The organism is Lelliottia sp. RD5, assembly GCF_056032945.1.
The window spans coordinates 103,361-128,887 of record NZ_JBVYHQ010000004.1; the positions used below are offsets into that span (position 1 = coordinate 103,361).

The 25,527-nt window shown below is 53.9% G+C and carries 24 protein-coding genes; 16 read left to right on the forward strand and 8 right to left on the reverse strand.

All coding sequences use genetic code 11. The features are described 5' to 3' along the window. Positions 1-15 precede the first annotated feature (15 nt). From phoB to malZ, 5 genes are all read left to right on the forward strand, one after another. Entirely contained in the window at positions 16-705 is a 690-nt protein-coding gene (phoB, locus tag AC0LWE_RS14630) for a phosphate response regulator transcription factor PhoB (RefSeq protein WP_059177869.1), read from the forward strand. Positions 706-726: 21 nt separating this feature from the next. Further along, positions 727-2,022, forward strand: a complete 1,296-nt coding sequence (gene phoR, locus AC0LWE_RS14635) for a phosphate regulon sensor histidine kinase PhoR (RefSeq protein ID WP_059177870.1) — start codon at positions 727-729, stop codon at positions 2,020-2,022. A gap of 409 nt (positions 2,023-2,431) precedes the next feature. Beyond that, a complete protein-coding gene (brnQ, locus tag AC0LWE_RS14640) occupies positions 2,432-3,751 on the forward strand; it encodes a branched-chain amino acid transporter carrier protein BrnQ (protein ID WP_059177871.1) in 1,320 nt (439 codons plus the stop codon). A 78-nt stretch (positions 3,752-3,829) separates the two neighbouring features. After that, positions 3,830-5,200 (forward strand): proline-specific permease ProY, encoded by a 1,371-nt coding sequence (gene proY / locus AC0LWE_RS14645; RefSeq protein ID WP_219346963.1) that lies wholly within the window; start codon positions 3,830-3,832, stop codon positions 5,198-5,200. Between the two features lie 133 nt (positions 5,201-5,333). After that, positions 5,334-7,151 carry a maltodextrin glucosidase gene (gene malZ, locus AC0LWE_RS14650; RefSeq protein WP_219346962.1) on the forward strand — a complete coding sequence of 606 codons (1,818 nt, stop codon included), beginning with the start codon at positions 5,334-5,336 and terminating at the stop codon, positions 7,149-7,151. A gap of 71 nt (positions 7,152-7,222) precedes the next feature. Here malZ and AC0LWE_RS14655 read toward each other — a convergent pair whose 3' ends face one another. Both AC0LWE_RS14655 and acpH read right to left on the reverse strand, forming a co-directional pair. Beyond that, positions 7,223-7,825 carry a peroxiredoxin gene (locus AC0LWE_RS14655; protein ID WP_012016277.1) on the reverse strand — a complete coding sequence of 201 codons (603 nt, stop codon included), beginning with the start codon at positions 7,823-7,825 and terminating at the stop codon, positions 7,223-7,225. Positions 7,826-7,953: 128 nt separating this feature from the next. Beyond that, positions 7,954-8,535 (reverse strand): ACP phosphodiesterase, encoded by a 582-nt coding sequence (gene acpH, locus AC0LWE_RS14660; RefSeq protein WP_219346961.1) that lies wholly within the window; start codon positions 8,533-8,535, stop codon positions 7,954-7,956. Between the two features lie 91 nt (positions 8,536-8,626). On the opposite strand from acpH, the gene queA reads away from it, so the two are divergent. The 5 genes from queA to secF all read left to right on the forward strand — a co-directional run bounded on the left by queA (position 8,627) and on the right by secF (position 14,110). Then, positions 8,627-9,697: a tRNA preQ1(34) S-adenosylmethionine ribosyltransferase-isomerase QueA gene (queA, locus tag AC0LWE_RS14665; RefSeq protein WP_059177875.1), complete on the forward strand. Its 1,071-nt coding sequence runs from the start codon at positions 8,627-8,629 to the stop codon at positions 9,695-9,697. Between the two features lie 74 nt (positions 9,698-9,771). Beyond that, positions 9,772-10,899, forward strand: coding sequence for a tRNA guanosine(34) transglycosylase Tgt (tgt, locus tag AC0LWE_RS14670; RefSeq protein WP_012016280.1), 1,128 nt, complete (start codon positions 9,772-9,774; stop codon positions 10,897-10,899). Between the two features lie 22 nt (positions 10,900-10,921). After that, positions 10,922-11,254, forward strand: a complete 333-nt coding sequence (yajC, locus tag AC0LWE_RS14675; RefSeq protein ID WP_012016281.1) for a preprotein translocase subunit YajC — start codon at positions 10,922-10,924, stop codon at positions 11,252-11,254. A gap of 26 nt (positions 11,255-11,280) precedes the next feature. Beyond that, positions 11,281-13,128 carry a protein translocase subunit SecD gene (gene secD, locus AC0LWE_RS14680; protein WP_131486707.1) on the forward strand — a complete coding sequence of 616 codons (1,848 nt, stop codon included), beginning with the start codon at positions 11,281-11,283 and terminating at the stop codon, positions 13,126-13,128. A gap of 10 nt (positions 13,129-13,138) precedes the next feature. Beyond that, the gene (gene secF, locus AC0LWE_RS14685; RefSeq protein ID WP_059177877.1) at positions 13,139-14,110 is read left to right on the forward strand and encodes a protein translocase subunit SecF; all 972 of its coding nucleotides are present in this window, start codon (positions 13,139-13,141) and stop codon (positions 14,108-14,110) included. A gap of 195 nt (positions 14,111-14,305) precedes the next feature. Here the strand turns inward: secF and AC0LWE_RS14690 are convergent, their stop codons facing one another. After that, positions 14,306-15,184, reverse strand: a complete 879-nt coding sequence (locus tag AC0LWE_RS14690; RefSeq protein WP_131486709.1) for a nucleoside-specific channel-forming protein Tsx — start codon at positions 15,182-15,184, stop codon at positions 14,306-14,308. Positions 15,185-15,457: 273 nt separating this feature from the next. Continuing rightward, a complete protein-coding gene (locus tag AC0LWE_RS14695; RefSeq protein WP_131486710.1) occupies positions 15,458-15,997 on the reverse strand; it encodes a SadB/YajI family lipoprotein in 540 nt (179 codons plus the stop codon). A 155-nt stretch (positions 15,998-16,152) separates the two neighbouring features. Here AC0LWE_RS14695 and nrdR point away from each other — a divergent pair, with 155 nt between their 5' ends. The 5 genes from nrdR (at position 16,153) to thiL (ending at position 19,756) form a co-directional block, all read left to right on the forward strand. Next, positions 16,153-16,602 (forward strand): transcriptional regulator NrdR, encoded by a 450-nt coding sequence (gene nrdR, locus AC0LWE_RS14700; RefSeq protein WP_059177879.1) that lies wholly within the window; start codon positions 16,153-16,155, stop codon positions 16,600-16,602. Positions 16,603-16,606: 4 nt separating this feature from the next. Continuing rightward, positions 16,607-17,710 carry a bifunctional diaminohydroxyphosphoribosylaminopyrimidine deaminase/5-amino-6-(5-phosphoribosylamino)uracil reductase RibD gene (gene ribD, locus AC0LWE_RS14705; RefSeq protein WP_216981804.1) on the forward strand — a complete coding sequence of 368 codons (1,104 nt, stop codon included), beginning with the start codon at positions 16,607-16,609 and terminating at the stop codon, positions 17,708-17,710. An 87-nt stretch (positions 17,711-17,797) separates the two neighbouring features. Continuing rightward, positions 17,798-18,268 carry a 6,7-dimethyl-8-ribityllumazine synthase gene (gene ribH / locus AC0LWE_RS14710; RefSeq protein WP_059177881.1) on the forward strand — a complete coding sequence of 157 codons (471 nt, stop codon included), beginning with the start codon at positions 17,798-17,800 and terminating at the stop codon, positions 18,266-18,268. A gap of 19 nt (positions 18,269-18,287) precedes the next feature. Then, complete coding sequence (gene nusB / locus AC0LWE_RS14715; protein ID WP_012016289.1) at positions 18,288-18,707, forward strand: transcription antitermination factor NusB; 420 nt, start codon at positions 18,288-18,290, stop codon at positions 18,705-18,707. Between the two features lie 77 nt (positions 18,708-18,784). Continuing rightward, positions 18,785-19,756 carry a thiamine-phosphate kinase gene (gene thiL, locus AC0LWE_RS14720; RefSeq protein WP_219346960.1) on the forward strand — a complete coding sequence of 324 codons (972 nt, stop codon included), beginning with the start codon at positions 18,785-18,787 and terminating at the stop codon, positions 19,754-19,756. A gap of 59 nt (positions 19,757-19,815) precedes the next feature. Here thiL and AC0LWE_RS14725 read toward each other — a convergent pair whose 3' ends face one another. The 4 genes from AC0LWE_RS14725 to xseB form a co-directional block, all read right to left on the reverse strand. Beyond that, positions 19,816-20,790, reverse strand: coding sequence for an aldo/keto reductase (locus AC0LWE_RS14725; RefSeq protein WP_202667291.1), 975 nt, complete (start codon positions 20,788-20,790; stop codon positions 19,816-19,818). Between the two features lie 66 nt (positions 20,791-20,856). Continuing rightward, positions 20,857-22,719, reverse strand: a complete 1,863-nt coding sequence (gene dxs / locus AC0LWE_RS14730) for a 1-deoxy-D-xylulose-5-phosphate synthase (RefSeq protein ID WP_219346959.1) — start codon at positions 22,717-22,719, stop codon at positions 20,857-20,859. 24 nt (positions 22,720-22,743) lie between these two features. Further along, complete coding sequence (gene ispA / locus AC0LWE_RS14735; protein WP_219346958.1) at positions 22,744-23,643, reverse strand: (2E,6E)-farnesyl diphosphate synthase; 900 nt, start codon at positions 23,641-23,643, stop codon at positions 22,744-22,746. After that, positions 23,644-23,886, reverse strand: coding sequence for an exodeoxyribonuclease VII small subunit (xseB, locus tag AC0LWE_RS14740; RefSeq protein ID WP_219346957.1), 243 nt, complete (start codon positions 23,884-23,886; stop codon positions 23,644-23,646). Positions 23,887-24,077: 191 nt separating this feature from the next. On the opposite strand from xseB, the gene thiI reads away from it, so the two are divergent. Further along, positions 24,078-25,526 (forward strand): tRNA uracil 4-sulfurtransferase ThiI, encoded by a 1,449-nt coding sequence (gene thiI, locus AC0LWE_RS14745; RefSeq protein ID WP_202667371.1) that lies wholly within the window; start codon positions 24,078-24,080, stop codon positions 25,524-25,526. Position 25,527: the final 1 nt, after the last annotated feature.

Genomic DNA, 25,527 nt, shown 5'->3' on the forward strand with positions numbered 1-25,527 from the left:
AAGACAGGGTAAAGTATGGCGAGACGTATTCTGGTCGTAGAAGATGAAGCTCCGATTCGTGAAATGGTGTGCTTCGTGCTCGAACAAAACGGTTTTCAGCCGATAGAAGCTGAAGATTATGACAGCGCGGTGAATCAGCTGAACGAACCCTGGCCTGATTTGATTCTGCTTGACTGGATGTTGCCTGGCGGCTCTGGACTGCAATTTATCAAACACATCAAACGTGAAGCGATGACCCGCGAGATCCCGGTTGTGATGCTGACTGCGCGCGGCGAAGAAGAAGATCGCGTGCGCGGGCTGGAAACGGGTGCGGATGACTACATCACCAAGCCGTTTTCACCGAAGGAGCTGGTGGCACGTATTAAAGCGGTGATGCGCCGTATTTCACCGATGGCGGTGGAAGAGGTGATTGAGATGCAGGGGCTGAGCCTGGATCCCACGTCGCATCGCGTGATGACGGGTGAAAACCCGCTCGACATGGGACCGACCGAATTTAAGCTATTGCACTTCTTTATGACGCATCCGGAACGCGTTTACAGTCGTGAGCAGTTGCTGAATAACGTTTGGGGAACCAACGTCTATGTTGAAGACAGAACGGTTGATGTGCATATTCGCCGCTTGCGTAAAGCGCTGGAACACAGCGGCCACGATCGCATGGTGCAAACGGTCCGCGGCACGGGTTATCGTTTTTCGACCCGTTTCTGAACACTGACAGGAGTGTGACGCGTGCTGGAACGTCTGTCATGGAAAAGGCTCGTTTTTGAACTGATCTTATGCTGTCTCCCGGCCTTCATTTTGGGGGCTATTTTTGGTTACCTGCCGTGGTTTTTACTGGCGGCAGTGACCGGCCTGTTGATCTGGCATTTTTGGAATTTACTGCGCCTGTCGTGGTGGCTGTGGGTGGATCGCAGCATGACGCCACCGCCCGGTAGCGGAAGCTGGGAGCCGTTACTTTACGGCCTGCACCAGATGCAGATGCGTAATAAAAAGCGTCGTCGCGAGCTGGGAAGTCTGATAAAGCGCTTTCGTAGCGGCGCAGAGTCGCTGCCGGATGCCGTGATCCTCACTACCGAAGAAGGGACGATTTTCTGGTGTAATGGTCTGGCACAACAACTCCTTGGACTCCGCTGGCCGGACGATAATGGCCAGAACATACTGAATCTACTGCGTTACCCCGAGTTCACGCTGTATCTGAAAAAGCGTGAATTTACTCGCCCGCACAATCTGGTGCTGAATAACGGCCGTCACCTTGAGATTCGCGTTATGCCCTATAGCGATAAGCAGTGGCTGATGGTGGCGCGTGATGTTACCCAAATGCATCAGCTTGAAGGGGCGCGTCGTAATTTCTTTGCCAACGTCAGCCATGAATTGCGCACCCCGTTGACCGTGCTTCAGGGGTATCTGGAGATGATGCAGGAGCAAACGCTGGAAGGCGCGCCGCGAGAGAAAGCATTACATACGATGCGCGAGCAAACGCATCGCATGGAGGGGCTGGTGAAGCAGCTTCTGACGCTGTCGAAAATTGAAGCCGCCCCGACGCTGGCACTGAATGAAACCATTGATGTTCCGATGATGCTGCGTGTTGTGGAGCGGGAAGCGCAGACCCTGAGCCATAAAAAACACCAGCTGACGTTTGAGGTTGATAGCGCGCTCAAAATCCTCGGCAGTGAAGAGCAATTGCGCAGTGCGATATCGAATCTGGTCTATAACGCCGTGAACCATACGCCGGAAGGCACACACATTGTGGTGCGCTGGCAGCCTGTGCCGATGGGGGCTGAGTTTAGCGTTGAAGACAACGGACCGGGCATTGGGCCGGAGCACATTCCGCGTCTGACCGAGCGTTTCTATCGCGTCGATAAAGCGCGCTCACGACAAACCGGCGGCAGTGGGCTGGGCCTGGCGATTGTGAAGCATGCATTGAATCATCACGATAGTCGTCTTGATATTCAGAGTACGCCGGGCAAAGGTACGCGATTCAGTTTTGTTATCCCGGAACGATTAATTGCCAAAAAAAGTGCCTGACAGCCGGTGTGTCAGCCTTACTTTCCACAGGCCAGCGTTTGCTGGCCTGTTTGCTTTGCAGTCAAGCAAAACGCGGATGAATTTTATACGGCTGATGCTTTTTTGTTCGCATGATTAGCCATGGGTTTTTCTTATACTTAGCGGATTGTGCTGGTCTGTATTTTCATGCTGGCATATTGTTCTGGTTTTAAGATCCCTCCTTGCCTTTAAACGTTATAAGCGTTTAAATTGCGCCCCATATACTGTCAGACCGACTGTATTTGCGCGGTAAACCGAAAAACTATTCTTCGCTGCGCCAGGACGGGAGCATATCCCGCTGAAATTGAGTTAATTTTCCGCCGTATCGTCCCGTTAGGGATGGCGAAAATCTCAACGTTTTCAACACCACATCCACAGGCAGTAAGGTTCTATGACCCATCACTTAAAATCGCGTGACATTATCGCGCTGGGCTTTATGACTTTCGCGCTGTTCGTCGGCGCAGGTAATATCATTTTTCCTCCCATGGTTGGCTTGCAGGCGGGTGAACACGTCTGGATGGCGGCGTTTGGCTTCCTGATTACGGCCGTGGGTTTGCCGGTGCTTACCGTTGTCGCGCTGGCGAAAGTGGGCGGCGGCGTTGATAGCCTCAGCGCACCGATTGGCAAAGTAGCGGGTGTTTTACTGGCGGTCGTGTGCTATCTGGCCATCGGGCCGCTGTTTGCAACACCGCGCACCGCGACCGTCTCTTTTGAAGTCGGTATCGCGCCGTTGACCGGTGACGGTCCGCTGCCGCTGCTGATTTACAGCGTGGTGTACTTCGCGATTGTCATTCTGGTTTCGCTCTATCCGGGTAAATTGCTGGATACCGTCGGCAATTTCCTTGCTCCGCTGAAAATCCTCGCCCTGATTGTGCTGGCGGTTGCCGCTGTGATTTGGCCTGCGGGCCCGATCAGCGATGCAATGGACGCCTATAAGAATGCGGCGTTCTCGAACGGTTTCGTTAACGGTTATCTGACGATGGATACGCTGGGCGCGATGGCGTTCGGTATTGTTATCGTCAACGCGGCACGGTCTCGCGGCGTGACCGAAGCGCGACTGTTGACGCGGTATACCGTCTGGGCTGGTCTGATGGCCGGTGCGGGCCTGGCACTGCTGTATCTGGCGCTGTTCCGCCTGGGTTCTGATAGCGCATCTCTGGTCGATCAGAGCGCGAACGGTGCCGCGATTCTGCATGCTTACGTTCAGCACACCTTTGGTGGTGCGGGCAGCTTCATGCTGGCAGTTCTGATTTTCCTGGCGTGTCTGGTCACGGCCGTTGGTCTCACCTGCGCCTGTGCAGAGTTTTTTGCTCAGTACGTTCCGCTGTCCTATCGCACGCTGGTGTTTATCCTCGGCGGTTTCTCGATGGCGGTATCTAACCTGGGGCTGAGCCACCTGATTCAGGTCTCTATCCCGGTGCTGACCGCGATTTATCCGCCGTGTATCGTGCTGGTGGTGTTGAGCTTCACCCGTCCGTGGTGGAACAATTCCTCCCGAATTATTGCGCCTGCCATGTTTATCAGCTTTATTTTTGGTATCCTTGACGGGATTAAAGCGTCGGCGATTGGCGGTATACTTCCGGCCTGGACTCAGCGTTTACCGCTGTCAGAGCAGGGGCTGGCATGGTTGATGCCTTCCGTTGTGGCACTGATTCTGGCGATTATCTGGGATCGAGCAGCAGGGCGGCAGGTCACTTCCAGCGCGCATTAATCAATCACAAATTGTTTAACCACGGGGCTTATGGCCCCGTGGTTTTTTGTTTTTTTCGTGTTGAATGGCAAGATTTAAATGGAAAGCACTAACAAACTAAAACGTGGCTTAAGCACCCGCCATATTCGCTTTATGGCGCTGGGTTCTGCGATCGGAACGGGTCTTTTTTATGGCTCGGCAGATGCCATCAAAATGGCCGGCCCGAGCGTCCTGCTGGCGTACATTATCGGCGGCGTGGCGGCGTATATCATTATGCGCGCGCTGGGCGAAATGTCGGTCCACAATCCCTCTGCCAGCTCTTTTTCTCGCTACGCGCAGGAAAACTTAGGCCCGCTGGCCGGCTATATCACCGGCTGGACCTACTGTTTTGAAATCCTGATTGTGGCGATTGCCGACGTGACGGCCTTTGGCATTTATATGGGCGTCTGGTTCCCGCTGGTGCCGCACTGGATTTGGGTGCTGAGCGTGGTGCTGATCATCTGTGGCGTTAACCTGATGAGCGTGAAGGTGTTTGGTGAGCTGGAGTTTTGGTTCTCCTTCTTCAAAGTCGCGACGATTATCATCATGATTGCAGCCGGTTTTGGCATCATTATCTGGGGTATTGGTAACGGCGGACAGCCGACCGGGATCCATAATCTGTGGACCAACGGCGGCTTCTTTAGCAACGGCTGGCTCGGGATGGTGATGTCGCTGCAAATGGTGATGTTTGCCTATGGCGGTATCGAGATTATCGGGATTACCGCCGGTGAAGCGAAAGACCCGGAGAAATCTATTCCGCGCGCGATTAACTCCGTGCCGATGCGCATTCTGGTGTTCTACGTGGGAACGCTGTTTGTGATTATGTCCATTTATCCGTGGAATCAGGTGGGTACCAATGGCAGTCCGTTTGTCCTCACCTTCCAGCAATTAGGCATTGCGTTCGCGGCCAGTATTTTGAACTTTGTGGTGCTGACGGCTTCATTTTCGGCCATCAACAGCGATGTATTTGGCGTGGGACGTATGCTCCACGGCATGGTGGAGCAGGGGAACGCACCAAAAGTGTTCGCCAAAACCTCGCGCCGCGGAACGCCGTGGGTCACCGTGCTGGTGATGACCGTTGCGCTGCTGCTCTCGGTTTATCTGAACTATATCATGCCGGAAAATGTCTTCCTGGTGATTGCGTCACTGGCGACCTTTGCGACGGTGTGGGTGTGGATCATGATTTTGCTGTCGCAGATTGCGTTCCGCCGCCGTCTGCCGCCTGAAGAGGTGAAAGCGCTGAAATTCAAAGTGCCGGGCGGCGTGCCGACGACGGTGGTTGGCCTGATCTTCCTGGTCTTTATTATCGGCCTGATTGGTTACCATCCGGATACGCGTATTTCGCTGTATGTCGGCTTTGCCTGGATCGCGCTGTTGCTGATCGGTTGGGTGTTTAAACGCCGCCGCGAGCGTCAGTTAGCACAAGCATAAAGAGACGTGCCCGACCTCCGTCGGGCATTTTTTCTCCTCCCCCATCCTCCTCCCCTAATAAACCTTTTCATGATGAGTGATCCTCCACTACGCTGTGGCAAGGTGGCCTCAATTTCATTAAAGGGGATTCGTGATGTTGAACGCCTGGCACCTTCCGGTTGCCCCATTTGTTAAGCAAAACAAAGATAAACTGGTGATAACGCTGTGGCTGACGGGTGAAAATCAGCCACTGCGCGTCACGCTGCGCGCTGAAGTCGACAACGAAGAAACGTCGCTACCGATGCATAAACAGCGCAGTCAGCCACAGCCTGGCGTTACGGCGTGGCGGGCAACAATCGATTTACGCTCCGGCCAGCCGCGCCGCCGTTACAGCTTTAAGCTGCTGTGGAATAACCGCCAGCTGTGGTTCACCCCGCAAGGATTTAGCCATTTCCCGCCGACGCGAATGGAACAGTTCGCCGTCGATTATCCGGACAAGGGTCCGCAGTGGGTTAACGATCAGATCTTTTACCAAATCTTTCCCGACCGGTTTGCGCGCAGCGAAGCGCGGACGTCTGAGCAGGATAAGGTCTATTACCATCACGCCGCAGGGCACGACATTATTCGTAAAGCGTGGGATGAGCCGCTGACCGCTCAGGCGGGCGGATCGACGTTTTACGGCGGCGACCTCGATGGGATCAGCGAGAAACTGCCGTATCTGAAAAAACTGGGCGTGACCGCGCTGTATCTTAATCCGGTATTCAAAGCACCCAGCGTGCACAAATACGACACCGAAGATTATCGCCACGTTGATGAACAGTTTGGCGGTGATGAAGCCCTGCTGCGCCTGCGGGAGAACACGCGACGTGAGGGAATGCGTTTGATTCTGGACGGCGTGTTCAACCATAGCGGCGATTCCCACGCCTGGTTTGACCGCCACAATCAAACGATGGGCGGCGCGTGCCACAACCCGGATTCACCGCAGCGCGACTGGTATAGCTTTAGCGATGATGGCCATGCGCTTGACTGGCTGGGATATGCCAGCCTGCCGAAACTGGATTTCCAGTCGCCGTCATTAGTCGACGAGATTTACGGCGGGGACGACAGCATCGTACGCCACTGGCTGAAAGCGCCGTGGAATATGGACGGCTGGCGTCTGGACGTGGTGCATATGCTGGGCGAGGACGGCGGAGCGCGGAATAACATTCAGCATGTTACCGGCATCACCCAGTCCGCAAAGGCCGCCAATCCAGATGCGTTTGTGTTTGGCGAGCATTTTGGCGATGCGCGTCAGTGGCTGCAGGCGGATGCGGAAGATTCGGCGATGAACTATCGCGGTTTTACGTTCCCGTTATGGGGATTTCTCGCCAACACGGATATTTCGTACGATCCGCAGCTGATTGATGCCGAAATCTGTATCAAGTGGATGGATAACTACCGCGCCAGCCTGTCGCATCAGCAGCAGTTACGCATGTTCAACCAGCTGGATAGCCACGATACCGCGCGTTTTAAATCGTTACTCGGTAAAGACGTTGCGCGTTTGCCGCTGGCGGTGACGTGGCTGTTTACCTGGCCGGGCGTGCCGTGCATTTACTACGGTGATGAAGTCGGGCTGGACGGCAACAACGATCCGTTCTGTCGCAAGACCTTCCCGTGGGATCCCGACAAGCAGGATAAAAACCTGTTTGCGCTTTATCAACGGCTGGCGAAACTGCGTAAGCACAGTCAGGCGCTGCGTTACGGGGGATGTCAGGTAGTGTATGCCCACGCTAACGTGGTGGTGTTTGCGCGTGTGTATAATCAACAGCGCGTGCTGGTGGCGATTAACCGCGGTGAGGCATGTGAAGTGGTGCTGGACGATTCGCCGTTGCTCAACGTTGAACGCTGGCAGCTGAAAGAGGGCAAAGCGGATCTGCAAGAGGGTGTGCTTTCTCTACCTGCGATTTCTGCGTCGGTGTGGTTCGGTAATTAGCGATTCTATGGCGTTGCATAACCGACACAAAAAAGCCCGCATCAGCGGGCTTTTTGCATAAACCATGCCAATTACAGGCTGGATACGTTCTCAGACAGGTATTTTGCCACGCCGTCTGGAGACGCGTTCATACCTTCTTTGCCTTTTTCCCACTGAGCCGGGCACACTTCGCCGTGCTCTTCGTGGAACTGCAGCGCGTCAACCATGCGCAGCATTTCGTCAACGTTACGACCCAGTGGCAGATCGTTCACAACCTGGTGACGAACGATGCCGTTTGCGTCGATGAGGAAAGAACCGCGCAGCGCAACGCCAGCGTCCGGATGTTCGATACCGTAAGCCTGCTGGATTTCGCGTTTGATGTCCGCAACCATTGCGTATTTCACTGCACCGATGCCGCCTTTGTCGACAGGGGTGTTACGCCATGCGTTGTGTACAAACTCAGAGTCGAAGGAAACACCCACAACTTCCACGCCACGTTTCTGGAATTCTTCGTAACGTTTGTCGAATGCGATCAGTTCAGACGGGCAAACGAAGGTGAAATCCATCGGCCAGAAGAACAGGACGGTCGCTTTACCGTTGGTGTGCTGTTTGAAATTGAAGTTTTCAACGATTTCACCGTTGCCCAGAACTGCTGCAGCTGTAAAATCCGGAGCCGGACGAGTTACCAGAACCATGTGATTCTCCTGTAGTGACTAAGGTTATTTTGGAACGCAACGCGGGCGATTATAGAGAGGGATTGTGATTAAGACAAAGAGGCGTGAGCAATCGTTCAACGAGCTTTTACCTATCAATCGCGTCTCTATTACAGTTGTTTGTTTTTCGCTTGCGCCATCATGCGCGGATAGAACTGCCAGAAGCGGGTCTCCAGCGCGTCGTAATGGGTGTCTAAGTCCTGCCAGGAGTCACGAAGCGCATCCAGACGCGGGCGACGACTCGCCATTCCATATAACACGCGCTGGATAAACTCCATCTCGCGATAGCGTTCCAGCCAGCGCTCGGACCACAGGTATTCGTTCAGATTGACGAAACGCGGCGGTGAGTCCGGTAAAATCATCGCGACCTGGGCGTGGGCGTAACGCACAAATTCCGGTAACGGCATCTCAGGCGAAAGCTGCGCCCAGTGACGCGAGAGAAAATGATCCCACATCACGTCCAGCGTGATCGGCGCGACGCGGCGCGTCTCGGGGCGGAACCACTCTTTAGCTTCTTTCACTTCGGGCAGATTATCGGTCAGCACATCAATGCGGCGATGCATGAAAATACCGTCCACCACGTCAACGGGATACGCTTGCGTAGGGTTGCCGCGCACAAAATCAGCCAGCAAATTGCCGGAAAGTGAGCTCTCCGCGAGGTGGGCGAGGTGCAGGTGTGCGAGAAAATTCATGCGTTTTGGTATCCGATTACGGCTAGGTGTTGCAGCAAAGAGGCGCGAGCACTAGACTAAGCCGCCTGTTTTTAAGTCACGAGTATAAGTCATGCGCGTCGCCGATTTCTCCTTTGAATTACCCGAATCCCTGATTGCCCACTATCCGCAGCCTGAGCGCAGTGGTTGCCGCTTGCTGTCGCTGGACGGGCCAACGGGCGCGCTGACGCACGGTACTTTCACCGATTTACTCGACAAGCTCAACCCCGGTGATTTGCTGGTCTTTAACAATACCCGCGTGATCCCGGCGCGTCTGTTTGGCCGCAAAGCCAGCGGCGGTAAGATTGAAGTGCTCGTCGAGCGTATGCTTGATGACAAACGTATTCTGGCACATATTCGCGCATCCAAAGCGCCAAAGCCGGGGGCGGAACTGCTGCTGGGCGATGACGAAAGCATTAATGCCACCATGGTCGCCCGTCACGATGCGTTGTTCGAAGTGGAGTTTAATGACGAGCGTCCCGTGCTGGATATTCTGAACGCTATCGGCCATATGCCGCTGCCGCCTTACATCGATCGCCCGGATGAAGACGCAGACCGTGAACTTTATCAGACCGTTTACAGCCAGAAGCCTGGCGCGGTAGCCGCGCCAACGGCGGGGCTGCATTTCGATGAGCCGCTGCTTGAAAGACTGCGCGAGAAAGGCATCGAAATGGCGTTTGTGACGCTGCATGTCGGCGCGGGGACCTTCCAGCCGGTGCGTGTGGACACCATTGAAGATCATATTATGCACTCCGAATATGCCGAAGTGCCTCAGGATGTGGTTGATGCGGTGCTGGCCGCCAAAGCGCGCGGCAACCGCGTGATCGCCGTGGGAACCACGTCGGTGCGCTCGCTCGAAAGTGCGGCCCAGGCGGCCAAAAAAGATCTGATCGAGCCGTTCTTTGGCGACACGCAAATCTTTATTTTCCCGGGCTATCAATACACCGTGATTGATGCACTGGTGACCAATTTCCATCTGCCTGAATCGACATTGATTATGCTGGTTTCCGCGTTTGCGGGTTACCAGAATACAATGAATGCGTATAAGGCTGCGGTAGAACAAAATTATCGCTTTTTTAGCTACGGGGACGCGATGTTTATCACGTACAATCCGCAGGCTTTGAATGAGCGTGTCGGGGAATAAGTCCGCGGCACATAAACTTCTCGGCATATGACGAGAAATTGCGTTGGACTGTTTTTCTGACGCCGGAGAAAAAAATGAAATTTGAACTCGATACCACCGACGGACGCGCTCGTCGCGGTCGCCTGGTGTTTGATCGCGGCGTGGTCGAAACGCCAGCATTTATGCCTGTGGGCACTTACGGCACCGTAAAAGGAATGACGCCGGAAGAAGTTGAAGCCACTGGCGCACAGATTATCCTCGGTAACACCTTCCACCTGTGGCTGCGCCCGGGCCAGGAAGTGATGAAACTGCACGGCGACTTGCATGATTTTATGCAGTGGAAAGGCCCGATCCTGACCGATTCAGGTGGTTTCCAGGTCTTCAGCCTCGGTGATATTCGCAAGATCACTGAAAAGGGTGTGCATTTCCGCAACCCGATCAACGGCGATCCTATTTTCCTCGATCCAGAAAAATCGATGGAGATTCAGTACGATCTCGGTTCCGATATCGTCATGATCTTCGACGAATGTACGCCATACCCGGCGGACTGGGATTACGCGAAGCGTTCGATGGAAATGTCCCTGCGCTGGGCGCAGCGCAGCCGTGACCGTTTTGACTCCCTTGAAAATAAAAATGCGCTGTTCGGCATTATTCAGGGCAGTGTTTACGAAGATTTACGTGATATCTCGGTTAAAGGTCTGGTAGAGATAGGTTTTGATGGCTACGCTGTCGGCGGTTTGGCTGTAGGTGAGCCGAAGGAAGACATGCACCGTATTCTGGAGCATGTTTGCCCGCAAATCCCTGAAGACAAACCACGATACCTGATGGGCGTAGGCAAACCAGAAGATCTGGTTGAAGGTGTACGTCGCGGCATTGATATGTTCGATTGCGTTATGCCAACCCGTAACGCGCGTAACGGACATCTTTTTGTAACCGATGGCGTGGTGAAAATTCGTAATGCGAAGCATAAAAGCGATACCAGTACGCTTGACGCCGAGTGTGATTGCTATACCTGTCGTCACTATTCTCGCGCGTATCTTTATCATCTCGATCGTTGCAATGAGATTTTAGGGGCGCGTCTTAATACCATTCATAATCTTCGTTATTATCAGCGCTTAATGGCTGGTTTACGTAAGGCTATCGAAGAGGGTAAATTAGAGAGCTTCGTAACTGATTTTTACCAACGTCAGGGACGTGATGTTCCACCTTTGAACGTTGACTAATTTTATAAATGAGGGAATTTGAATGAGCTTTTTTATTTCTGATGCGGTAGCAGCAACAGGCGCTCCGTCGCAGGGCAGCCCGATGTCTCTGATTCTTATGCTGGCGGTGTTTGGTCTGATTTTCTATTTCATGATCTTGCGTCCACAGCAGAAACGTACCAAAGAACACAAAAACCTGATGAGCTCCATCGCGAAAGGTGATGAAGTTCTGACCAACGGCGGTCTGGTCGGTCGCGTAACGAAAGTAGCTGAAACTGGCTATATCTCTATCGCGCTGAACGACACCACTGAAGTGGTTATCAAACGTGACTTTGTCGCTGCCGTACTGCCTAAAGGCACTATGAAAGCGCTGTAATCTAACTTCTCCCAAAGGGAACTGCCGTGTTAAACCGTTATCCTTTGTGGAAGTACATCATGCTGGTCGTCGTGATTATCGTCGGCCTGCTGTACGCGCTTCCCAACCTGTATGGTGAGGATCCGGCTGTTCAAATCACTGGCGCGCGCGGTGTCGCCGCCAGTGAGCAAACGCTGATCCAGGTCCAGAACACTTTACAACAAGAAAAAATTACCGCTAAGTCTGTGGCACTGGAAGAGGGCGCTATTCTTGCTCGCTTCGACACCACCGACACGCAGCTCCGCGCTCGTGAAGCGCTGGTGAGCGTGCTGGGTGATAAATATGTCGTGGCGTTGAACCTTGCTCCTGCAACCCCGCGTTGGTTAGCCTCCATCAATGCAGAGCCGATGAAACTCGGTCTTGATCTGCGTGGTGGCGTTCACTTCCTGATGGAAGTGGATATGGATACCGCGCTTGGCAAACTGCAGGAACAGAATATGGACGGCCTGCGCAGCGATCTGCGCGAAAAAGGCATTCCTTACACCACCGTGCGTAAGGAAGATAACTACGGAATGAGCATCACGTTCCGTGATGCTGCCGCGCGCGATCAGGCGGTGGATTATCTCTCTACGCGTCACCGCGATCTGGTGATTTCACGTCAGGGTAGCAACCAGCTGCGTGCTGTGATGACCGATGCGCGTCTGAGCGAAGCACGTGAATACGCTGTACAGCAGAACATCAATATCCTGCGTAACCGTGTAAACCAGCTTGGTGTTGCTGAGCCGCTGGTACAGCGCCAGGGGTCAGACCGTATCGTGGTAGAACTGCCGGGTATCCAGGACACTGCGCGCGCCAAAGAAATTTTGGGTGCGACAGCGACGCTGGAATTCCGTCTGGTGAACACCAATGTGGATCAATCTGCCGCGGCGTCTGGTCGTGTGCCGGGTGATTCCGAAGTGAAAGAAACGCGTGAAGGCCAGCCTGTTGTGCTGTACAAGCGTGTGATTCTGACCGGTGACCACATCACTGACTCCACGTCTAACCAGGACGAATACAACCAGCCGCAGGTTAACATCTCGCTTGATAGCGCGGGTGGTAACATCATGTCGAACTTCACCAAGGATAACATCGGTAAACCGATGGCAACCCTGTTCGTGGAGTACAAAGACAGCGGTAAGAAAGATGCTAACGGTCGTGCAATCCTGGTGAAAGAGGAAGAGGTGATTAACGTCGCTAATATCCAGTCTCGCCTGGGTAACAGCTTCCGTATTACCGGCATCAGCAACCCGAACGAAGCCCGCCAGCTCTCTCTGCTGCTGCGTGCCGGTGCGTTGATTGCGCCTATTCAGATCGTTGAAGAACGTACCATTGGTCCAACGCTGGGGATGCAGAACATCACTCAGGGCCTGGAAGCGTGTCTGGCTGGTCTGGCGGTTTCTATTATCTTCATGCTGTTCTTCTATAAGAAGTTTGGCCTGATTGCGACGACCGCGCTGATCGCAAACCTGGTATTGATCATCGGCATTATGTCCCTGCTGCCAGGGGCGACGCTGACCATGCCGGGTATTGCAGGTATCGTTCTAACCCTTGCGGTGGCGGTCGATGCTAACGTATTGATAAACGAACGTATCAAAGAAGAGTTGAGCAACGGTCGCTCGGTACAACAAGCGATCGACGAAGGCTATAAAGGCGCTTTCAGCTCTATCTTCGATGCAAACGTAACAACACTGATTAAGGTTCTTATCCTGTATGCAGTGGGGACTGGCGCAATCAAAGGCTTTGCTATTACAACCGGTATCGGTGTGGCAACGTCAATGTTTACCGCTATTGTCGGCACCCGTGCCATCGTGAACCTGCTGTATGGCGGCAAGCGCGTCAAAAAGCTGTCTATCTGAGGAGTGCGTTGTGGCACAGGAATATACTGTTGAACAATTGAACCACGGCCGTAAAGTCTGGGACTTTATGCGCTGGGACTACTGGGCTTTCGGCATTTCAGGTTTTCTGCTGATTGTCTCGATTGCCATCATTGGTGTCCGAGGTTTTAACTGGGGTCTTGATTTCACCGGTGGTACGGTGATTGAAATCACGCTGGAAAAACCCGCTGATCTGGACCAAATGCGCGAAGCGCTGCAGAAGGCGGGCTTTGAAGAGCCGCAGCTGCAGAACTTCGGTAGCAGCCGCGACATCATGGTGCGTATGCCTCCGGTTCACGATGCCAACGGCAGCCAGGAACTGGGAAGCAAGGTCGTTAACGTGATTAACGAAGCGACCAGCCAGGATGCGACCGTTAAGCGTATCGAATTCGTCGGCCCGAGTGTCGGTGCGGATCTGGCGCAAAACGGTGCCATGGCACTGCTGGTGGCGCTGATTTCCATTCTGGTGTACGTCGGTTTTCGCTTCGAGTGGCGTCTTGCTGCGGGTGTGGTTATCTCACTGGCGCACGACGTGGTCATTACAATGGGCGTGCTGTCGCTGTTCCATATTGAGGTAGACCTGACGATCGTGGCATCTCTGATGTCGGTTATCGGTTACTCTCTGAACGACAGTATCGTGGTATCGGACCGTATTCGTGAGAACTTCCGTAAGATTCGTCGCGGTACGCCGTATGAAATCTTTAACGTTTCACTGACGCAAACGCTGCACCGTACGTTGATCACATCCGGCACGACCTTGATGGTTATCTTGATGCTGTTCCTCTTCGGTGGCCCGATTCTGGAAGGCTTCTCGCTGACCATGTTGATCGGTGTCTCCATCGGTACGGCGTCCTCAATCTACGTCGCGTCCGCGCTGGCGTTGAAACTGGGTATGAAGCGTGAGCACTTGATCCAGCAGAAAGTTGAAAAGGAAGGGGCGGATCAGCCGTCTATTCTGCCGTAACGGCAACAGCATTCTGACACTGAAATCCCGGTCGCAAGGCCGGGATTTTTTTATGGAGGGTATCCAGACGGTAAGTCAATATCCTGCACTCAGGCCGGACGATGGCGCTGGATTCGAGACATAAAAAAGCCAGCATAGCTGGCTTTTTGTCTGCGAGGCGCAAGGCTGATTCAGCGAAGCGCCTTTGTCATGGGGTTAGAAGTTGTAACCTACTACCAGGTAACCACCCCAACCGGTAGAACGGACGTTTTCTTTCATCCAACTCAGGTCGGCATCGTCGTTCCACTGGCCGCCGTTGTGCCAGTAACGGGCAACGACAGAATAATGCCAGTGATCGTAGTTCAGCGCCAGGATATGGCTGGACGCGATAGAGTCGCTGGTACGCTGCTTAATACCGTTTTCAGCATAGTCGCTCTTTTCGCCCAAGTCCGAACCCCAGTCGAAGTTGGTAAAGCCGATATAGCTCAGATTACCGCCCCACAGCTGGGTGATCGGTACAAAGTATTTCACTTTGAAACGGTAGCCATCCCACTCATTTTCGTTTGCTGCATCGTAGTTCTGCCACTGGTATTTCGCATACACGTTCAGGGAAAGGCTCATCGGCAGACCGGTGTCGATGTCAGTACCCAGACCCATATACCAGGTGCTCTGGCGACCAGAAGAGTTGCGACCCATATCGTAGATATAGTTGTTCGCGATATACCACTCTTTGAATGGACCGAAGCTCAGATCTGCGCCTGTCAGCTTGTCGATAGAGAAGCGCGGTTCGATTTCCATAAACAGTGGAGAACCGTGGTTCCAGATACCTTTCGCATCGGTGTTACCACCGAAGAATACGGGCGCATCCAGGTAACCATAGAAATCAAACCAGTCTTTCTTAGCGAAAGCTTCATATTCCAGATAGGTATCGTTACGGATTTGTGGTCCAAAACGAGTGTGGTAGCTACCCACTACGTTGACGCTCTGATGCCACCAGTCGGAAACATACTCAGGTTTTGCGTTCTCTGCTGCGTTAACAGCGAAAGAAGAGGAAAGTGCCAGCGCTGCACCGGCTGCTAATAATGTTTTTTTCATAATCATGCCACTGATTGAAATTCCCTTCCGGGAGTGAAAAATGCGCGATTTGCGTTTCAAAATATTTCGTGTTTCTGCGGAGCCTATTATAGGAATCCTCGCTCACAAAAATATGTGTTGTTTCACATATCTATCATACGCGTAATCGATTGCGTTCACGTTTGCGTACTTTAAACGGCGGGGATTGTAATGGCAAACAGCAATATTGCCAATCTTTGCGGAAGGTCAGGGGGGTGGGAGCGGAACGCTTGTCACGCGTTCCGCTAAAAAGTACTACTGAACGGCAGGCTGGATATCGTGGATGCGGATGAAGCCTAATTGATCGGGTGTAATGCCGCTTAATTGCAGCGGGATATCCACATCGCTCGGCGCGAGCACGCTTGCTGGGGCGTTAATAAGCTGGTTTTTCACGTTCACTTCCTGGAAGCTTTCGGTCGTTCCCTGAATTTGCCCCCATTCCACGGTGCCGCTAAACGCAGGTAATGGGTCGTTAGATTCGCCCTGAATTCGCAATGTAGCGCTTGTGCCGTCTGCATTTGGCGCAATATTAACCAGAGACATTTTCAGCGTACCGACCTGGCTTTGCAGTCGTGCTGGGGTGTTAGCGCCTGGTAACAGATACACGCCGCTGCTGGATTTTGCATTCAGCGCATTTTGCTGGGTGATCTTGACCGTTTCCTGGTTCAGTTTCGTCATGGCGCTGTTCAGCGTGCTGACGCTTTGGTTCATTTGACGAACTTCGCTTTGCTGTGCGCAGGCGCTCAACGTGAAGAGACTTCCCAGCGCGAGTATTCTTAGGTAACGTCTTGTCATTGCGTTTATTTCCATAAAAATAACGGATTATCGTAATGGTAGTCAGTAAGATGCCGTCTGGTATAGATCCTTTATCTCAAAAAGCGCTCTTCCTTTGTTGTCAGCCCAGTTCGGGTTAAAATAGAGTTCAGTTAACCAGATAGTCAGGACACCGTATGCATTGCCCATTCTGTTCCGCCGTGGATACCAAAGTAATCGACTCTCGTCTCGTAGGGGAAGGCTCCTCTGTACGCCGTCGTCGGCAGTGTCTGGTCTGCAACGAACGTTTTACGACTTTTGAAGTGGCAGAGCTGGTGATGCCGCGCGTCGTGAAAAGTAACGACGTGCGCGAGCCATTTAACGAAGAAAAACTGCGCAAAGGGATGCTGAAAGCACTGGAAAAACGGCCAGTCAGCGCAGATGACGTTGAAATGGCGTTGAATCACATCAAATCGCATTTGCGTGGCACCGGCGAGCGTGAAGTGCCGAGCAAAATGATCGGCAATCTGGTCATGGAGCAATTGAAAAAGCTCGATAAAGTGGCCTATATCCGCTTCGCGTCTGTCTATCGCAGCTTCGAAGATATTAAAGAATTTGGCGAAGAGATCGCCCGTCTACAGGATTAAGCGCATGCAGGATGAGATTTACATGGCGCGCGCGCTGAAGCTGGCGCAGCGTGGACGTTTCACTACCCATCCCAATCCCAACGTGGGCTGCGTTATCGTTAAAGACGGCGAAATTGTCGGCGAAGGTTTCCACTATCGCGCCGGTGAGCCTCACGCCGAAGTCCACGCTTTGCGTATGGCAGGTGAGAAGGCGCGGGGTGCCACGGCCTACGTCACGCTTGAACCCTGTAGCCATCATGGGCGAACGCCGCCGTGCTGCGAGGCGCTGATTGATGCCGGCGTGTCGCGCGTCGTTGCCGCGATGCAAGATCCCAATCCTCAGGTTGCCGGACGCGGACTGTATCGCCTGCAGCAGGAAGGTATTGATGTCAGCCATGGCTTAATGATGGCTGATACCGAAGCGCTGAATAAGGGCTTCCTTAAACGCATGCGCACCGGTTTCCCCTATATTCAGTTGAAGCTCGGAGCTTCGCTTGACGGGCGAACGGCGATGGCAAACGGTGAAAGTCAGTGGATCACGTCACCGCAATCAAGGCGCGATGTGCAACGTCTGCGTGCGCAAAGCCATGCTATTCTCACCAGCAGCGAAACGGTTTTGGCCGATGATCCTGCCATGACGGTGCGCTGGGATGAACTCAATCAGGATACCCAGGCGCTCTATCCGCAAGAGAATTTGCGCCAGCCGCTGCGCATTGTGATTGATAGCCAGAATCGCGTTACCCCCGCGCACCGTATCGTGCAGCAACCGGGTGAAACGCTTTTTGCACGGACAAAAGAAGACGATCGCGAGTGGCCTGAACATGTGCGCAGCATTATGGTGCCGGAACATAAAGGTCATCTCGATTTAGTCGTCCTGATGATGTTGCTCGGCAAGCAGCAGGTCAACAGTATCTGGGTTGAGGCGGGACCGACGCTTGCGGGCGCGCTATTGCAGGCCGGGCTGGTGGATGAACTGATCGTCTATGTTGCGCCAAAATTGTTAGGTCATGAGGCGCGTGGCTTGTTTGCGCTGCCGGGGCTCGACAAACTGGCTGATGCGCCGCAACTCAAATTCAGTGACATCCGGCCGGTTGGCCCGGACGTTTGTCTGCATTTAATCCCTGCGTGAGGCTTTCTTAAATAGGGAAGCAGTACGCGAAGTATTATGATAAAATCCGCCCCCCTGCGGGGCCAAATGAACCCGTAAAGGAAGAGTATGAACATTATTGAAGCTGCTGTTGCTACCCCGGACGCTCGCGTCGCCATCACCATTGCGCGTTTCAACAACTTCATCAACGACAGCCTGCTGGACGGTGCGATTGACGCGCTGAAACGTATTGGCCAGGTGAAAGACGAAAACATTACCGTTGTTTGGGTTCCAGGTGCTTACGAACTGCCGTTGGCAGCGGGCGCTTTGGCGAAAACCGGTAAATACGACGCGGTGATTGCACTGGGTACGGTTATTCGTGGCGGCACTGCTCACTTCGAATACGTTGCGGGTGGTGCAAGTAATGGTCTGGCGCACGTTGCGCAGGAAACTGAAGTTCCTGTCGCTTTCGGCGTGCTGACCACTGAAAGTATTGAACAAGCCATTGAACGTGCTGGCACTAAAGCTGGCAACAAAGGTGCAGAAGCTGCACTGACTGCGCTTGAGATGATCAACGTATTGAAAGCCATTAAGGCCTGATTTTTGTAAGGGGAAATCCGTGAAACCTGCTGCTCGTCGCCGCGCCCGTGAGTGTGCTGTCCAGGCACTCTACTCCTGGCAGTTGTCCCAGAACGACATCGCTGATGTCGAATACCAGTTCCTGGCGGAACAAGACGTCAAAGACGTTGATGTCCTGTACTTCCGTGAACTGCTGTCGGGAGTGGCGACTAATAGCGCGTATCTCGACGGACTGATGAAGCCGTACCTGTCCCGTCTGCTCGAAGAGCTGGGTCAGGTTGAGAAAGCGGTGCTGCGCATTGCGCTGTTTGAACTGGCTAAACGTGATGATGTGCCCTATAAAGTGGCGATCAACGAAGCGATCGAACTGGCGAAAACCTTTGGCGCTGAAGACAGCCACAAGTTTGTGAACGGCGTGCTGGATAAAGCCGCACCTGCGATCCGTCCCCGTAAAAAGTGATCCGTAAGCCGGAGTTCTGTGTGGCCGTTGGGCTGCGCAGGCTCCGGTTTTTTCTTTTCTTTGCTGAGGCATAACGTATGGCTTGCGGCGAATTCTCCCTGATTGCCCGTTATTTTGACCGTGTTAGAACCTCTCGTCTTGATGTTGAAACCGGTATCGGCGATGACTGCGCACTGCTTAATATTCCTGAAAAACAGACCCTTGCGATCAGCACCGACACCTTAGTGTGCGGGCGTCATTTTCTTGCGGATATCGATCCGGCCGATCTGGCTTACAAAGCACTGGCGGTCAACGTGAGCGATCTGGCAGCGATGGGAGCCGATCCGGCCTGGTTAACGCTGGCTCTGACGTTACCCAACGTGGATGAAGCCTGGCTCGAAGCGTTTAGCGACGCGCTGTTTGAACAGCTCAATTACTACGATATGCAGCTGATTGGCGGTGATACGACGGCCGGTCCACTGTCGATGACGTTAGCGATCCACGGCTATGTACCCGTTGGGCGCGCGCTGAAACGCTCGGGAGCGAAGCCCGGAGACTGGATTTATGTCACCGGTACGCCGGGCGACAGTGCGGCGGGACTGGCGATTTTGCAGGACCGTTTAACGGTGAGCGACGCGTCTGACGCGGCCTATCTGGTGAAGCGCCATTTGCGCCCAACGCCGCGTATTTTACACGGCCAGGCGCTGCGCGATCGTGCCAACTCGGCCATTGATCTCTCCGATGGTTTGATCTCTGATTTGGGCCATATTCTGAAAGCCAGCGGTGTGGGCGCGCGCGTTGATCTGGATGCGTTCCCACTTTCAGAACAGCTTTGCCGACACGTTGAACCTGAGCAGGCACTGCGTTGGGCGCTTTCCGGTGGCGAAGATTATGAGCTGTGCTTCACCGTGCCGGAACTTAATCGTGGCACGCTGGATGTCGCGCTGAATAATCTTGGCGCGCCTTTTACCTGCATTGGGCAAATTCTCCCTGAGAGTGAAGGGCTGCAATTTGCCCGCAACGGTGCGCCCGTTACGCTCGACTGGAAAGGTTACGATCACTTCGCGTAACGCAGTGCGGCCATTCAATCCCCTCTCTCTTTGGGAGAGGGGAGCAAAATGCACGACGGTTATTTAAATCCCACCACCGGATGCTGCTGATACGGTGTTTCGAGTTCAGCGATCTGCTCGGGTGTCAGCGTTAAATCCACCGCATTTAATAACTCATCTAACTGTTCTTCTCGCGATGCGCCAATAATTGGCGCGGCGACGCCACGTTTGCTGAGCAGCCAGGCCAGCGCCACTTGCGCACGCGTTGCGCCCGTATCTTCCGCAATGGCAGCCAGACGCTCAGCGATCTGGGCATCGCTGGTTTCAGTGTCGTTATAGAGTTTTTTACCGACTTCATCGGAAACGGAACGGGCGGTCGTTTCGCCCCACGGGCGGGTTAAACGTCCACGCGCCAGCGGGCTCCACGGGATAACCGCCACACCTTCCTGATAGCACAGCGGCAGCATTTCACGCTCTTCTTCGCGATAGATTAGATTGTAGTGATCTTGCATGGTGACAAATCGTGCCCAGCCGTGCTGCGCCTGAAGATTGAGCGCTTCGGCAAACTGGGAGGCATGCATGGATGACGCACCGATAAAACGCGCTTTGCCGGCTTTCACCACGTCATTCAGCGCTTCAAGGGTTTCTTCAATTGGCGTGTTGTAATCCCAGCGGTGGATTTGCAGCAGATCGACATGATCCATGTTCAGGCGTCTCAGGCTGTCGTCAATGGACTGGAGGATCTGCGCACGGGAAAGGCCTTCGCGTAATTCACCTGATGGATAGTAAACCTTGGTGGCCACCACCACATCCTCGCGGCGGGCGAAATCCCGCAGCGCACGACCCACGATCTCCTCGCTGCTCCCGTCGGAATAGCTGTTCGCCGTATCAAAAAAATTGATGCCGCCCTCGAGGGCGCGTTTGATGATGAGACGGCTGCTCTCTTCCGGCAGCGTCCAGGCGTGATTTCCCCGGTCTGGCTCGCCAAATGTCATGCAGCCCAGACAAAGACGGGAAACCTTAAGGTCTGTTTTTCCTAATGTATTGTATTGCATGGTTCCACTCCTGCTGTTCACTTAAAAAATTACCTTTAAGCATAGCAGGAGCGGAAAGGGGAGGGATTAGGCGAACCAGGCGCGGATTTTTGCTTCGATGCCTGCGGCATCAAGACCAATCTCCGCGCGGGCTTCATCCTGCGTGCCCTGCGGAATAAAGCGGTCTGGCAAACCGAGATTGAGTACCGGAACTGGCTTGCGATTTGCCATCAGCACTTCGTTCACGCCGCTGCCCGCGCCGCCCATAATGGCATTTTCCTCGAGCGTAATCAGCGCCTCATGACGTGTCGCCATGTCCAGAATTAACGCTTCGTCGAGCGGTTTGACGAAGCGCATATCCACGAGCGTCGCGTTCATCAACTCGGCGACTTTTGCCGCTTCGGGCATTAATGTCCCGAAATTCAGAATCGCCAGCTTTTCACCGTGACGTTTGATGATGCCTTTGCCAATCGGCATTTTTGTCAGCGGTTCAAGTTCGACACCCACGGCGTTGCCGCGCGGATAACGCACTGCGCTTGGACCATCCTGATAGTGATAGCCAGTGAACAGCATCTGGCGGCACTCGTTCTCATCGCTCGGCGTCATGACTACCATATCTGGCACACAGCGCAGGAAGGAGAGATCAAACGCACCCTGATGCGTCTGGCCGTCGGCACCGACGATACCCGCGCGATCGATAGCAAACAGCACCGGCAGTTTCTGGATCGCGACATCATGGATCACCTGATCGTACGCGCGCTGCAGGAAGGTAGAGTAGATCGCTACAATCGGTTTATAGCCGCCAATCGCGAGGCCTGCGGCGAATGTCACCGCGTGCTGCTCAGCAATCGCGACGTCAAAATACTGATCCGGATATTTTTTGGAAAACTCCACCATGCCGGAGCCTTCGCGCATGGCGGGCGTTACGGCCATCAGCTTGTTGTCTTTGGCCGCCGTTTCACACAGCCAGTCGCCAAAGATTTTAGAATAGCTCGGCATACCGCCGCTGCTTTTCGGCAGACAGCCGCTGGTTGGGTCAAATTTAGGCACGGCGTGGAAGGTGATCGGATCTTTTTCCGCGGGCTCGTAGCCACGCCCTTTTTTCGTCATGATGTGCAGGAACTGCGGCCCTTTCAGGTCTCGCATGTTTTTGAGCGTCGTGACCAGGCCAAGCACATCGTGCCCGTCAACCGGGCCGATATAGTTAAAGCCCAGCTCTTCAAACAGCGTGCCTGGCACAACCATGCCTTTGATGTGCTCTTCGGTGCGTTTGAGCAACTCTTTGATCGGTGGGACGCCGGAGAAGACTTTTTTGCCGCCTTCGCGCAGGGTGGAGTAAAGCTTGCCGGATAACAGTTGTGCCAGATGATTATTCAGCGCACCGACGTTCTCGGAGATCGACATTTCGTTGTCGTTGAGAATCACCAGCATATCCGGCTTGATGTCGCCCGCGTGGTTCATCGCTTCAAACGCCATGCCTGCGGTGATCGCACCATCGCCAATCACGCACACGGTGCGGCGCTGTTTATTCTCTTTCTCCGCCGCAACGGCGATGCCGATACCGGCGGAAATGGAGGTTGAAGAGTGCCCCACGCTTAAAACGTCGAATTCGCTCTCACCGCGCCACGGGAACGGATGCAGGCCGCCTTTCTGGCGAATCGTGCCAATTTTATCGCGACGCCCGGTCAAAATTTTGTGGGGATAAGCCTGATGCCCGACGTCCCAAATCAGCTGATCGAATGGGGTGTTATAGACGTAGTGAAGCGCCACGGTCAGCTCCACCGTGCCAAGTCCGGAGGCGAAATGTCCGCTGGAACGACTCACGCTGTCGAGCAAATAGCGACGTAATTCGTCACTCAGCTTCGGCAGGCTCTCTTTCGGCAACAGACGTAACTCCTGGGTGGAGTCAACCAACGCCAGTGTCGGGTATTTGGCAATATCAAAACTCATCAAAGGCTCATCGAGAAAGTGTGTTTATTTATCACGCTGGATTATGTAGTCCGCTAGCGCTTCCAGTGCCGAGGTATCAAGTGACTGCGCGGCCAGCGCATTTAGCGACTGGCGGGCATCATCAATCAGATCCCGGGCTTTTTGTTGGGCTTGCTCAAGACCCAGTAGGGCTGGATAGGTACTTTTGCCAAGTTGCTGATCCGCTCCCTGACGTTTTCCCAATGTTGCAGTATCGCCCACCACATCCAGAATGTCATCCTGTACCTGGAACGCGAGACCGATACTCTCAGCGTAACGATCCAGAATGGGCAAGGCTTCGCGGCCTCGTTCACCGGCGCTCAGCGCGCCCAGACGAACGGCTGCACGAATCAACGCGCCGGTTTTATGACGATGAATACGTTCAAGCTGTTCCAGATTAACCTGATGCCCCTCAGCCTCCAGATCCAGTGCTTGTCCGCCGCACATCCCTGCGACGCCGCTGGCCATCGCCAGCTCAGACACCATCGCCAGACGGTCGCGATCGGCCACTTCGATCATTGGCGCATCGCTTAAGATGGAGAACGCCAGCGTTTGTAATGCATCGCCTGCCAGAATCGCGTTCGCCTCGCCAAACTTAATGTGGCAGGTGGGCTGACCGCGACGCAAATCGTCGTCGTCCATGGCCGGTAAATCGTCATGAATGAGCGAATAAGCGTGAATACATTCAACGGCGGCGGCGGGCGCATCCAGCGTGTTGCTGCTGATGCCAAACATATTTCCCGTGGCGTACACTAAAAACGGGCGAAGGCGCTTTCCACCTAAGAGTGCGCCATAGTGCATGGCGGCAACCAGAGGAGTGTTCTGAAAAGGCTGCGGCTCGATAAAACGGCGTAGCGCATCGTTGGCACGCTTAACACACGCCTGAAGCTCTGTGGAAAAATCCATTTACTCAGCGTCCGGTGTAAAAGGCGTTGGGACGGCATCTTCGCTGTCGGAAAGCAGGATCTGCACGCGTTGTTCCGCCTGTTGCAGCTTGACCTGCCCCTGGCGCGCAAGCTGTACGCCGCGTTCGAATTCATTGAGCGCGTCTTCCAGCGGGAGATCGCCGCTTTCCAGACGGTTCACAATCTGTTCCAGTTCATTCAGCGCAGTTTCGAAACTGGCGGGGGCGTCATTTTTCTTCGGCATAGTGAATATTGACTCTCATATTTTAAGCCCCGCCATGGTAACGGACTCGGGACAATTATCAAATAACGCGCAATGTGCACAGGAGCGTTGCGATGGTGGTATACTCCTGCGCCTGGATGCAACCACGGGTGTGGGTTGCTGTCTCTTTCCATCACAAGCCTTTACGGGCTTGCCAACGAAACATTGCCGCCATGAAGTTTATCATTAAATTGTTCCCGGAAATCACCATCAAAAGCCAATCTGTGCGTTTGCGCTTTATTAAAATGCTGACCGGAAACATTCGAAACGTATTAAAAGAGTACGAAGAAACGCTCGCCATTGTGCGCCATTGGGATCACATCGAAGTTCGCGCCAAAGACGAAAGCCAACGTCTGGATATCCGCGATGCGCTGACGCGTATTCCAGGGATTCACCACATTCTGGACGTCGAAGATGTGCCGTTCACTTCGCTTCACGATATCTTCGAGAAAGCGCTGGAACAGTTCCGTGCCGAAGTTGAAGGGAAATCCTTCTGCGTGCGCGTCAAGCGTCGCGGCAAGCATGAATTCACCTCTATCGAAGCCGAACGCTATATTGGCGGCGGTTTGAATCAGCATATTGAATCCGCGCGCGTAAAACTGACGCGTCCGGATGTGACCGTTAATCTCGAAATCGAGAACGACCGCCTGTTGCTGGTTAAAGGCCGTTACGAAGGTATCGGCGGCTACCCTATCGGTACCCAGGAAGATGTGCTGTCGCTGATCTCCGGCGGTTTTGACTCCGGCGTGTCCAGCTACATGCTGATGCGTCGCGGCTGCCGCGTGCACTACTGCTTCTTTAACCTGGGCGGCGCGGCGCATGAAATCGGCGTTCGTCAGGTTGCGCATTACCTCTGGAAGCGCTTTGGCAGCTCCCACCGCGTGCGTTTTGTCGCGATTAACTTTGAACCGGTTGTCGGCGAAATCCTCGAAAAAGTGGACGACGGCCAGATGGGCGTGGTGCTGAAGCGCATGATGGTGCGCGCGGCCTCTCAGGTGGCTGAACGCTACGGCGTACAGGCGCTGGTCACCGGCGAAGCGCTGGGCCAGGTCTCCAGCCAGACGCTGACCAACCTGCGTCTGATCGACAATGTGTCCGACACGCTGATTCTGCGTCCGCTGATCTCTCACGATAAAGAACATATCATTGATATGGCGCGCGAAATCGGTACCGAAGACTTTGCCCGTACCATGCCGGAATACTGCGGCGTGATCTCGAAAAGCCCAACGGTGAAAGCGGTGAAGGCGAAAATCGAAGCCGAAGAGCAGAATTTTGATTTTGCGATTCTGGATAAAGTTGTCGCCGAAGCCACTAACGTGGATATCCGTGAAATCGCGACCCAGACCGCGCAGGAAGTGGTTGAAGTCGAAACCGTCAGTGGTTTCAGCGAAAATGACGTGATTCTCGATATTCGTTCCGTTGATGAACAGGATGCCAGCCCGCTGAAAGTGGATGGCGTCGAGGTGATGTCTCTGCCTTTCTATAAGCTGAGCACCAAGTTTGGCGATCTGGAACAGAGCAAAACCTATCTCCTGTGGTGTGAGCGCGGCGTGATGAGTCGTTTGCAGGCCCTGTATCTGCGCGAGCAGGGCTTTGCCAATGTGAAGGTATATCGCCCGTAAC

Bases quoted from the DNA above. Each gene is read 5' to 3' on its own strand.
- phoB (WP_059177869.1), top strand. From the start codon at position 16: ATGGCGAGACGTATTCTGGTCGTAGAAGATGAAGCTCCGATTCGTGAA.
- brnQ (WP_059177871.1), top strand. From the start codon at position 2,432: ATGACCCATCACTTAAAATCGCGTGACATTATCGCGCTGGGCTTTATG.
- proY (WP_219346963.1), top strand. From the start codon at position 3,830: ATGGAAAGCACTAACAAACTAAAACGTGGCTTAAGCACCCGCCATATT.
- malZ (WP_219346962.1), top strand. From the start codon at position 5,334: ATGTTGAACGCCTGGCACCTTCCGGTTGCCCCATTTGTTAAGCAAAAC.
- AC0LWE_RS14655 (WP_012016277.1), bottom strand. From the start codon at position 7,825: ATGGTTCTGGTAACTCGTCCGGCTCCGGATTTTACAGCTGCAGCAGTT.
- acpH (WP_219346961.1), bottom strand. From the start codon at position 8,535: ATGAATTTTCTCGCACACCTGCACCTCGCCCACCTCGCGGAGAGCTCA.
- queA (WP_059177875.1), top strand. From the start codon at position 8,627: ATGCGCGTCGCCGATTTCTCCTTTGAATTACCCGAATCCCTGATTGCC.
- tgt (WP_012016280.1), top strand. From the start codon at position 9,772: ATGAAATTTGAACTCGATACCACCGACGGACGCGCTCGTCGCGGTCGC.
- yajC (WP_012016281.1), top strand. From the start codon at position 10,922: ATGAGCTTTTTTATTTCTGATGCGGTAGCAGCAACAGGCGCTCCGTCG.
- AC0LWE_RS14690 (WP_131486709.1), bottom strand. From the start codon at position 15,184: ATGAAAAAAACATTATTAGCAGCCGGTGCAGCGCTGGCACTTTCCTCT.
- AC0LWE_RS14695 (WP_131486710.1), bottom strand. From the start codon at position 15,997: ATGACAAGACGTTACCTAAGAATACTCGCGCTGGGAAGTCTCTTCACG.
- nrdR (WP_059177879.1), top strand. From the start codon at position 16,153: ATGCATTGCCCATTCTGTTCCGCCGTGGATACCAAAGTAATCGACTCT.
- ribD (WP_216981804.1), top strand. From the start codon at position 16,607: ATGCAGGATGAGATTTACATGGCGCGCGCGCTGAAGCTGGCGCAGCGT.
- ribH (WP_059177881.1), top strand. From the start codon at position 17,798: ATGAACATTATTGAAGCTGCTGTTGCTACCCCGGACGCTCGCGTCGCC.
- thiL (WP_219346960.1), top strand. From the start codon at position 18,785: ATGGCTTGCGGCGAATTCTCCCTGATTGCCCGTTATTTTGACCGTGTT.
- AC0LWE_RS14725 (WP_202667291.1), bottom strand. From the start codon at position 20,790: ATGCAATACAATACATTAGGAAAAACAGACCTTAAGGTTTCCCGTCTT.
- dxs (WP_219346959.1), bottom strand. From the start codon at position 22,719: ATGAGTTTTGATATTGCCAAATACCCGACACTGGCGTTGGTTGACTCC.
- ispA (WP_219346958.1), bottom strand. From the start codon at position 23,643: ATGGATTTTTCCACAGAGCTTCAGGCGTGTGTTAAGCGTGCCAACGAT.
- xseB (WP_219346957.1), bottom strand. From the start codon at position 23,886: ATGCCGAAGAAAAATGACGCCCCCGCCAGTTTCGAAACTGCGCTGAAT.
- thiI (WP_202667371.1), top strand. From the start codon at position 24,078: ATGAAGTTTATCATTAAATTGTTCCCGGAAATCACCATCAAAAGCCAA.